The sequence below is a fragment of the Geitlerinema sp. CS-897 genome (assembly GCF_028368005.1).
Taxonomy (GTDB): Bacteria; Cyanobacteriota; Cyanobacteriia; order Cyanobacteriales; family Geitlerinemataceae; genus Baaleninema; species Baaleninema simplex.
On record NZ_JAQNCQ010000313.1, the window covers coordinates 23,454 to 33,167 of the forward strand.

At 51.6% G+C, this 9,714-nt stretch carries 7 protein-coding genes; 3 read left to right on the top strand and 4 right to left on the bottom strand.

Features of this window, described 5'->3' with window-relative positions:
- Positions 1-30: 30 nt before the first annotated feature.
- On the bottom strand, positions 31-1,503 hold the full coding sequence (locus POG22_RS20065; protein ID WP_498906911.1) for a glycoside hydrolase family 13 protein: 1,473 nt from the start codon (positions 1,501-1,503) through the stop codon (positions 31-33).
- 46 nt (positions 1,504-1,549) lie between these two features.
- Between POG22_RS20065 and POG22_RS20070 the strand changes: the two genes are divergently transcribed.
- A complete protein-coding gene (locus POG22_RS20070) occupies positions 1,550-3,712 on the top strand; it encodes a pentapeptide repeat-containing protein (protein WP_498906912.1) in 2,163 nt (720 codons plus the stop codon).
- 111 nt (positions 3,713-3,823) lie between these two features.
- Here the strand turns inward: POG22_RS20070 and POG22_RS20075 are convergent, their stop codons facing one another.
- On the bottom strand, positions 3,824-5,275 hold the full coding sequence (locus tag POG22_RS20075) for a phospholipase D-like domain-containing protein (protein WP_498906913.1): 1,452 nt from the start codon (positions 5,273-5,275) through the stop codon (positions 3,824-3,826).
- A 55-nt stretch (positions 5,276-5,330) separates the two neighbouring features.
- On the bottom strand, positions 5,331-5,873 hold the full coding sequence (locus tag POG22_RS20080) for a hypothetical protein (protein WP_498906914.1): 543 nt from the start codon (positions 5,871-5,873) through the stop codon (positions 5,331-5,333).
- 167 nt (positions 5,874-6,040) lie between these two features.
- Between POG22_RS20080 and POG22_RS20085 the strand changes: the two genes are divergently transcribed.
- Together POG22_RS20085 and POG22_RS20090 are read left to right on the top strand one after the other, a co-directional pair.
- A complete protein-coding gene (locus POG22_RS20085) occupies positions 6,041-7,249 on the top strand; it encodes a ferrochelatase (protein ID WP_498906915.1) in 1,209 nt (402 codons plus the stop codon).
- A 186-nt stretch (positions 7,250-7,435) separates the two neighbouring features.
- On the top strand, positions 7,436-7,981 hold the full coding sequence (locus POG22_RS20090) for a glycine-rich domain-containing protein (protein WP_498906916.1): 546 nt from the start codon (positions 7,436-7,438) through the stop codon (positions 7,979-7,981).
- Here POG22_RS20090 and POG22_RS20095 read toward each other — a convergent pair.
- Complete coding sequence (locus tag POG22_RS20095) at positions 7,978-9,246, bottom strand: helix-turn-helix domain-containing protein (RefSeq protein WP_498906917.1); 1,269 nt, start codon at positions 9,244-9,246, stop codon at positions 7,978-7,980. The genes POG22_RS20090 and POG22_RS20095 overlap by 4 nt on opposite strands.
- Positions 9,247-9,714: the final 468 nt, after the last annotated feature.

Below are 9,714 nucleotides of genomic sequence, written 5' to 3' on the forward strand. Positions count from 1 at the left end.
CACTTTAAGCCGCTCGGGGAACTCGTTTAGCTAGCCAAAGATACAACCGCTACGGGGCGGCAACTCGAAGGAAAGGGTACTCCCTTCAACTCGAAGTCGTTCTGCAATTTCCTTAGTCCCAAACTGCAACGCCAAAGGGTTTTCGAGAGCTTTGGCTCGGGTCGAAACGGCGTCGAGACGGACGCTTTCGGACTCCGTTCCGGTATTGACGGCAACCACGATCTCTTCTTCACCCAAGGTTCGAGAAAAGACGTAAACCGTTCCGTCGGCTAACAGGACGCGATAGGTGCCGAGGCGCAATGCCTCATAGCGATGGCGCAATGCAATCAGCGAGCGATACAGTTCGAGAACGTCTCGATTCCAATCGTGCGGTTCGGGAAAGGTTCGCCGACAATCGGGATCGTTGCCTCCTACCAAACCCACTTCATCGCCGTAATACAGACAGGGCGCACCGGGAAAGGTCATCTTCAGTAACACCGACAGTTTTAAACTGTCGAGATCGTCGCCTGTCAGCGTTAACAGTCGCGGCGTATCGTGGCTGTCGAGGAGGTTCATTTGTGTCAGTTGGATGTCCCACGGATATAAGTCGAGAAGCTGTTCGATTTTGGTAGCGTATCCCTGGGCGTCGAGGGCGGGATAGGGATCGTATTCGTGGGGTTCGGCCAGGGCGCGTACTACGCGATCGCCTGCGGTAAAGGCGATCGTCGGCCCGGTAAATAAGTAGTTCATCACGCCGTCGAACTGCGTCCCGTCGAGCCACTCTCGGGCGTCTCGCCAGACTTCGCCGACAATGTAAGCGTCGGGATCGACGGCTTTAACGCGATCGCGAAATTCTTGCCAAAATCCTGGGGTTTGGACTTCAAAGGGAACGTCGAGACGCCAACCGTCTACCCCTTGACGAATCCAATATTCGCCCACTTGCATGATGTATTCCCGCACGTCGGGGTTGTCGTGGTTGAACTGCGGGAGGGCGCGGTTTCCCACCCAACTGGTATAGTTGGCGGGTTTGTCGCCGTCGTAAGCCGAGACCGGCCAGTTTTCGATTTTGAACCAGTCGAGCCAGGGGGAGTGCGGACCCTGTTCGAGAATGTCGTTGAAAAAGTAAAAGCCCCGACTGGCGTGGTTGAAAACACCGTCGATGACGACTTTGATATCTCGCTGGTGCGCTGCATCGAGGAGCGCGTTGAAGGCTTCGTTTCCTCCCAAAATCGGATCGATGCGATAGTAGTCGTGGGTGTGATAGCGGTGGTTGCTGGCCGATTGGAAAATCGGCGTCAGGTAAAGGGCGGTAATGCCTAAATCTCGAAGATAGTCCAGTCGGTCGATGACCCCCCAGAGGTTGCCACCTTTGTAGCCTTGTAAGGTGGGCGGTTCGTCCCAGGGTTCGAAGGGAAGTGACGCTGTTGAAAGGTTCGATCGCGCGTCGTTGCTTCGGGCAAAGCGATCGGGGAAGATTTGGTAGAATACCGCGTGCTTTACCCAATCGGGGGTCTGTACTTGCATGACTCTCTGTCTCGATCTGCTAGGGCTATCTTACCGTTCGGATTTTGTGAAACGATTATTGAAATGTTTGACGATCGCGATTGTTTTGGCGATCGCTGGCTTTGGGATGTCTCAGTCCGCGTTGGCGGATTCGGGGAATCTCCCGGTGCTGACGGAGGACATCTTGCGCGATCGCCTGGAGTCTCCACTTTGGCGAGATGGCGTTCCGACGCTGGATTTAACGGAGTTCGCGATCGATTTACGGGCGGATAAGGGAACGTTTCGCGATCGCTTTTACGAGTCGCTGCAACAAAAATTGGTTCGAGTCGATCCCCCACTGGCGTTAGATTTGAGCGGTTCGACGGTTCGAGGTGCTTTCGATTTCGGACGGTTGGGAACCAGTGTCCCGCTGTACGGATCTCGGTTGTCGGGGCTGTTGTCACAGGAGCAACGCAAACAGCTCGATCGCGATCGCCGTCGGTTGTCTCAGTTACGCCAACTGTCGCGATCGATGTTACTGGAGTCGGAGTCGGCGACGGCGGACAATTTACAGGTGACGGTATTTCGAGGACGTTTGAAGTTCGTGGGAACGCGCTTTCTCGACGATGTGGATTTCACGAATACGTTTTTTCTCGATGGCGTCGATGGCGGAAGCGCCGTGTTCGCTGGAAAAGTCAACGGTTCGGACGCGCGGTTCGGTCGATCGCTGCGCCTGACGAACGCCCGTTTTTTAGAGGCGGTGGTGTTTCGCAACAGCATTTTTTCAAATGTGTTGAACGCCAGTGGCGTGCAGTTTGAAGGATCGATCGCCTTCGGGGGCGCGACGTTCGAGGACGTGGCGGATTTTCATACCGATCGGTTTGAGGGAACGACGGATTTCGAGCGAGCGAAGTTCGTTGGAAGTGCGGATTTTTCTCAAACGGACTGGCGCGATCGCGCGTGGTTTCCCAAGACAAAATTTGTCGGTTCGCTGTTTCTCACCAATGCTAATTTTTTGGGAACGGTCAACTTTCGCGAGGCTCGCTTCGATCTCCCGGTCAATTTGCGAGGTGCCAGTCTCGCGGGACTGGCAGATTTTAGCGATACGCAGTTTTCGCCTCGAGCCTATCTCAATCTCTCGAATTTAACCTTCGATTCCGATCGCGCAAAATTATCTGGAAATCCAGGGCAGATCGGTCGATCGATTTCAATTCCAATTTTACAGGGAAACGAAAATTTATTGCGAAATTTAATTCGTAATTTTCGAGAATTGGAGCAAATTGAAGATGCAAATCAAATGAGTTATTTAAAAATTCGTTTGGGGCAGCAAGACGCAATAAAAAAGTTGTTCGCCACGAATCTCAATACAGCATCTTTTGAAAGTTTGCGCGTCGTCGGGTTTTCTAAAAATCAAGTCGTCGAACTGATCGAACGCCGTCAAAAACAACCGTTTTCGAGCGTCAGTGAAATTTTAGATTGCGATTCGATCGATTTATCAACGTATGTTAAAGTGCGCGATCGCCTAGTTGCTATTTTGCAAATGTCTGCTGTCGAACGGGTTAAATTGGCTCTCCAAATTTCAGGAGTCAGCGTTCTTTTGGTTCTGAGCCGATACGGAACCAGTGTTAGTTTAGTATTTGGCATTGGAGCGATCGCGTTCGGCTATTTTGCAATGTTGTTTTGGTGGGTCGATCGCTTTCGCCGCCGCCGTCCGACTCCTATCGTTCCAACTACTGAAGAAACTATCTGGATGTCGAGCAGTTTTGTTGTAGTCACGGGCTTAGGATTGATGGAAATTTTTCGGAGTTCGCCGCAACCTTGGCTGACATTGTTTTGTTTGACGATCGCGATCGTACCTGTTTCAAGTATTTTATTATTTCAAATTTATAGAAGTGGTCGCTATCACGATTTAATGGATTTATCTTATTTTGTAGAAGACGGCGGAATGCGACAGCTTCGCTTGACCATCGCTCGCTTGCCGATTATGCCGAGATTTCCCTTTTTTCGCGATCGCTTCGAGCCGATTTTATGCGATCGCCGTTGGAATTGGTTGAACTACTACGATTTTAGCTCGAACAATCTTTTCAAGTTTTGTTTTAACGACGTTCGGTTGCGCGATCGACATCTTCCTGGCTTAATTAGTGCTTTGGCATGGTATCAGTGGGGACTCGGTTTGCTATACGTGACACTCTTGTTGTGGACGCTCTCGCGAACGATTCCAGGGTTGAATTTGTTCTTATATTTGAAATAAAAAATTACCAAAAATATATTTTATACGTTTTTTTATGATAGCCGATCGGGTGGATGGTGGGCGATGCCCACCCTACATTTCTAACTTGAACGAATTCCGTATAAGACCGTTTTAAAGGTTCGGACATTGACGCTCTCGATCGCGAATTCTTTTTTCAATGTATTCGGGAAGTCCCAAGCTTGAATTTCCATAAAGGCGATCGAACTCCCGCTCGAAATGGGCGGCGACGACGGGATTTTGAATCACCAACAGAGTTTCGTCGTTCTGAACGTTGGCGACGTTCGACCAGTTATGAGAACCCGTAACGACGCTGCGATCGTCGATTAACCCGAATTTGTGGTGTAACAAATCGCCTGGAGGAAGTTCGGGAACGCCAACTGTCGAAATCGGTTCGTCCCAGGGTTGATTGTCGTCTTCGTAACGGCATTTCGTGTCGGCTAGGGCGACACCCAACATATCCAAGGCTTCGGAATAATTGCGATACGCAAAGCTGGGATCGATCAGGGCGCGAACGGTAACGCCGTCTCGGTGACGTTTGGCGATCGCGTTGGCGATTCCCTGTTCGGAAAAGACGAACAACGCCAGTTCGATCGAACTCGTGGCACGACTGAGGGCTTGGGCGATGAGTCCGTTCGTCGTCGCTTCCCAGGGAAGACGCGTCGAAGTCGGGGAAAACTTCACAGAGACGAGATTCTCTCCAATGGTAAGGTTTTCCACCGGACGCGGCGGTTTCTGCAACCCAAACAAGCTATCAGTCTCGTTTCCCGGCCCGTCTCCCCACATTAACTCGAATTCTTGGGTGAAAATTGTCGCGAGTTCGGGACTTTCGATGCGAAGCAGGTGGTTGGCGTTGCCCCGACTTTCGGGTTCGTCGAGATCGCCGTGAATGCCAGACGGGGTAAAGTTCGCCGATCCCACGAGGGTCGTGGTTCCGTCTACGACGACGAATTTGTGATGCATTAAGCCGCTGCCTTTGGAGCCGTCTGCGGTATCGTCGATAACGGGAATTCCAGCGTTGCGAAGTACGACTAAGGCGTCGTTTTGGCGGATTTCTGCGGGGGAAAGTTCCCCGTCTCCGTTTTCGTCGATGAGTTGAATCCCGTCGTCGTAGCGCGATCGCTGGCGTTCGTCGAACTGGCGTACTTCAGCGGCGGTATAGTCGCTCCAGGGACGACTGTAGTTGTTTTCGAGAACGACGCGCACTTCAACTCCAGCTTGGTGGCGTTCGGCTAGGGTTCGGGCAATTTGGGGAAGTCGCAGTTCTTGAATTGCGATATCGATCCGACGTTCGGCTCGTTGGAGGGTTTCGACGATTTCTCGCTCGAGATCGTCGCCGTCTCGCTGGATGTCGCGGTAGGGATCGAGGTAAGTCTCGGCGGGGTTGTGGTTGAAGTAGACGCGAACGTCGGGATCTTGGGGAAGGGGTTCGGGATAGCTTTCGCTGGCGTTGGAAAACCAACCACCGATGCGATCGCACCCCATTAGGGCTAATCCCAGCAGTCCCACGAGACTCAGCAGACGGACGCGAAAACGTTCGGGGGAACGGTGCGACGAAAGATGCACGACAAGCTCTGAAAATATGGGTTTTCTCGGGTTTGATTATAAAAGTTTATCGAGCTTAGAGCGCTCCGTGAGTCTGTAGTCGATCGCGAATAAACTCGGCGGCTGTCGTGCGGGATCGACTTCCCCCCGGCGTTACTCGCCATCCCCAGGCGAGATCGGGACGTTCCCAAAGATCGAGATGGGAGACGGGGGGATCGGCGTAAAAGCGACCGTCTCCTGCCCCGAGAAACGCCGATTCGCGATGGGTTTGCAGATCGTGGCTGATGCGGTAGATGGGAAAGTCCCCGAACAGGGGAACCCCCCAGCCGTCGCAGGCGAGAAAGGCGGTAACAGTTCCCCCCAGTTGTCGCCACGTCCAAGCAGCACCGATAGCACCGACGACCCCAGCACTGAAACTTAAAAAAATAAGGGAATCTTTAGATGAGGGAGTCTGAGGCGATCGCTGTTGCTGGAGAAATTGGAAAACGTGAAACGGCGAGTAAGGAGGATATGTGTCCGTGGGAAGGACGAAATAGCGGTGGTGAGGGAGGTTGAGAGCTTGCACGCAGCTCTGGCTCAGGTGGCGATCGTGAACGCCGGGACAAATGTAGATCGTCATCTCCGAACCGTCATCGATTCGATCTAGGGGAGCATAAAGCGGCGTTTTTCGCTGAAGACCCCCTGAACTGGGAAAACTTGGAAATTTGACCTATGTTAAGTTTGTGATTAAACACGACTGTACGAGAACTGTACGACATCCGAGCGCTTCAATAGGAGAGATCGACTTTGGTAGTAACCAGCGACAAAGCCCAACCTCAATCCCCCGCCGTCAAGTCTGATAACCGCGTCGCCGTCCTCCTCATGGGTTACGGCGAAGTCGAAAGTTACGAAGATTTTGCCAATTATAACGAGCAAGCTCTGAACTTACTGACGGCGAAGTTCGCCCCAGTTCCCGACTGGCTTTATCCCCCCTTGGCGCGATTGCTGGCGATTTTCGATCGCCACGAGTGGGGACACCAACACAACGACTTTATTTCCCCCCACAATGCCATTTTCGAGCGCCAACGGGCGGGAGTCGAAGAACAACTTCAAGCTAAATGGGGCGATCGCCTCAAGGTGTTTAAAGCGTTTAACTTCTGCGCTCCCTATCTGCCCGAGCAAGTTTTAGCGGAGATTAAAGCCCAAGGGTTTAATAAATTATTAATTTACCCGCTCTTGGTCGTCGATTCGGTGTTCACTAGCGGAATCGCCGTCGAGCAGGTCAATCGTGCGTTGGCGACTCTGACGGACGACGACAAACACTGGGTGGAGGGATTGAAGTACATCCCCTCGTTTTTCAACCAGCCCGCCTATGTGGAGTTGATGGCGAACATGGTGGAGGAGAAAATCGCCGAGGAACTGGCGGCGGGTTTTCTGCCTTCACAAATCGGTATCGTGTTGATGAATCACGGCTGTCCGATGAAAGCGAAGGGCTTTACTTCGGGGATCGATGAAAGCCAGGCGTTGTACGAGGCGGTTCGGGAACGCTTGATGTATCGCTATCCGCTGATTTCGGTGGGCTGGCTCAATCACGATACGCCGCTGATCGAATGGACGCAACCGGACGCGAAGCAAGCGGCGGAGAATTTGATTCAGTTGGGCGCGAAGGCGATCGTGATGATGCCGATCGGCTTTGCCACGGAAAACCACGAAACGTTACTGGACGTGCATCACGTGATTCACGAGGTTCACAAAAGCCATCCCGATGTGACTTACGTGCAGATGCCCTGTGTCAACGATCGACCGGAATTTTTGGAGATGGTGGCAGATTGGGCGAACCCTCAAATTGAGATGCTGTTGGCTGAGGAAGGGTTCGAGGTCAATCCGGCTTTAGCTCAGGAACAGGCGCAACGCTTCCACTCCCACGAGGGCGATTCTTTCGGTCACGACCATCACGACGGCCACAGCCACAGTCACGGACACAGCCACAGCCACAGTCACGGACACAGCCACTAATACAGCGCTGCACTTACACAGAACTCCAGATCCCCGGCATCTCGAAGATGCCGGGGATCTCGCCTGTTGAGGATCTCGCCTATTGGGATCTGGCCGATTCGGGAGAGTATGGGGTGCATAATTTTTCGCTCGCTTCCCGAAACCATAACAGAAGTCAACGCAAGGATTCGCGAAGGTTCGAGAACGATGCAAAATCTGTTGTCTACTGTTATAGCTACTGTCACCCCCTCTGCTTCTGGAACGATAAATCCATCCCAAAATTCAACTCGCACTACCGACGTTGAGGCGCGTCTGGCGGCGTGGAATACGGATACGTTATGCGAAGACGTTCGGATATTGCTGGGACTCTCGAGACGTCAAGCCCTCGAAGCGGTGGAACTGTACGAGCAGTTTTGGGGATTAATGGCTCGATATCCTCAAACGCGGTTGGTTCCGCCGATGATTGTCGATCGGGTTTGGCACTTGCACATCCTCGACACCCGCCGCTATCGCCAAGACTGTTTGTTTTTGGTGGGCGAATTCGTCGACCATCAACCTCGTCGATCGCAACCGTTGGATGAAGGGATGGGGTTGGATTTGACGATGGCGTTGTTCGAGCAGCATTTCGGCGTCGCGGCGCGATCGAAGTTGCAAGATTGGCAAGATGTTTTAAAATCTCAAACTCACAGCGTCTCTCCCCGTTCGGCGATGTTCGATCCCACCGAAGGGGGAGAATGTTACCGTCTCTGCTAGATTAACTGGTTCGATCGCTGCACTTGTACCGTCATCCCCAGACTTTGGAATTGGCTGTGCGCCATGTCTAGCCATTCGACGACTCGCTCTCGATCGCCTGTGGCGCGGACTAAACGGATTTGTTCTTTGGCAAAAAAGCCCATTCCGCGACGGTCGCAATGACTGTAAACGTTTTCAAATCCGGTGTCTAGGTAGTGTCGGGCGGCTTCAGCACGCGATCGAGCTATTTCCACTTGCGCTAAGCCTAATAGATTGCGAGTCACAGCGCGATCGCACTTTAAATCTCGGGCTTCCCGAAGGGCTTTCTCGTACAGTCGGATGCTTTCGTTTAATTGGTCGATTCCGGCTTGATACTCCGCTCGATAGTGGGTGAGGTCTAACTTACAACGTTGCCAACGGCGATCGCGAGTGGCGGCGGGGCTTCCCTCGGAGATCGAGGTTGCTTCGTGCAACCAACGAGCAGTTTTATCAAATTGGTTCAGGGTGAGCGTCGTGGCGCACAAATAAATTAGCAGCTCGAACTGGGCGAGTGGAGAGGCGCAGATAGAGGGAACTTGTTTCCATAAGGTTTCCATCTGTTCGAGACTTTCTGCACCCGCCCCAGGACGACCGCTGACACTGTGCGCCCAAGCGAGTTCGGCGCGATCGCGCCAGATAGACTTAGATTCTCCCAGACGTTCGGCGCGATCGAGCAACCAACTCAGGGTGTCTCGACGCAATTCGGACCAATCGTAGACGTGGACGATCCCTCGGACTTCTCGCCATTGGTGGCGCAGTTCTTCGTAGCGATCGAGATATCGCAACTGTGCAAACATCTCCGAAAGCGCCTGTTCGTAAGCGTCTAAGTCGGATTGTTCGTTATAGCCGGGAAGCCAATTTTGGTATTCGGAAGCTCGCAGCAATATCAGTTTGAAGGCGTTGTGCCATTGATATCGATTGGGAAATACGGGGGAGTAGGACGGAATTGTACTTTCGGGTAAGGGGTTTCGTCGCATTCGATCGTTTAGGGCGGCTCGAAATTTGGGTTTACTGACTTTCACGCCCCAGTAGCTTTCTAGCTCTTTCCACAGTTGGCTTCCGACTTCTTTTAAGTATTTTTCGCCATAGTGATATCCCTCCTGTTGCGCCATTTTTTCGTAGGTAAAACCCTCCATTGCACCTCGAGCCACTGCTTCTTGAACGTCACTTAAAACAGTTCCCTTATGCTCTTTTAAGGTTTGGTTTAGGTAGGCAATAGCGCGATGGACTTCTCGTTGGTTTTTCATGACAATAAATCCTGAGCTTAAGTCCCTATGAGTTTAACCGACTTTCCCCAACTTGTTGAAAGGCTTGCTATTAACAACCGACTTTTTCCAATTTTTTGGTTGCGTTTTTTAACGTTCGAGTCGTCAGACATAGAACCCGTGTTATTCTTCAGGCAAAGATTTTCAGGTTATTCGCTGCAACTCGCTTTGAATAAAGTTTCTGGCGAATTTGGCTTGAGCCAGTATTGCTCGATCGAACTCTTTTCTTTCAGTGTTTTTTCTTGTTGTTTTACGAAACAATACTGAATTCGATCGAATTTTTTACGAAAAAACACAGAGACTTAAACCCAGAAGCGTTGAATGATAGTAAAGATAGACAAATATTGCTCGAATAATCTATAATTGTAGAGAGAACTAAATTCTAAGTATATGACAGCAATGATGGAATCTAACTTTCCCAAAATTGTCAAGCAGTATCTCGGAGATCTT

What these genes read in the sequence shown, in the direction of transcription:
- POG22_RS20095 (WP_498906917.1), bottom strand. Translation starts at nt 9,246, where the DNA reads ATGAAAAACCAACGAGAAGTCCATCGCGCTATTGCCTACCTAAACCAA.
- POG22_RS20090 (WP_498906916.1), top strand. Translation starts at nt 7,436, where the DNA reads ATGCAAAATCTGTTGTCTACTGTTATAGCTACTGTCACCCCCTCTGCT.
- POG22_RS20080 (WP_498906914.1), bottom strand. Translation starts at nt 5,873, where the DNA reads ATGACGATCTACATTTGTCCCGGCGTTCACGATCGCCACCTGAGCCAG.
- POG22_RS20065 (WP_498906911.1), bottom strand. Translation starts at nt 1,503, where the DNA reads ATGCAAGTACAGACCCCCGATTGGGTAAAGCACGCGGTATTCTACCAA.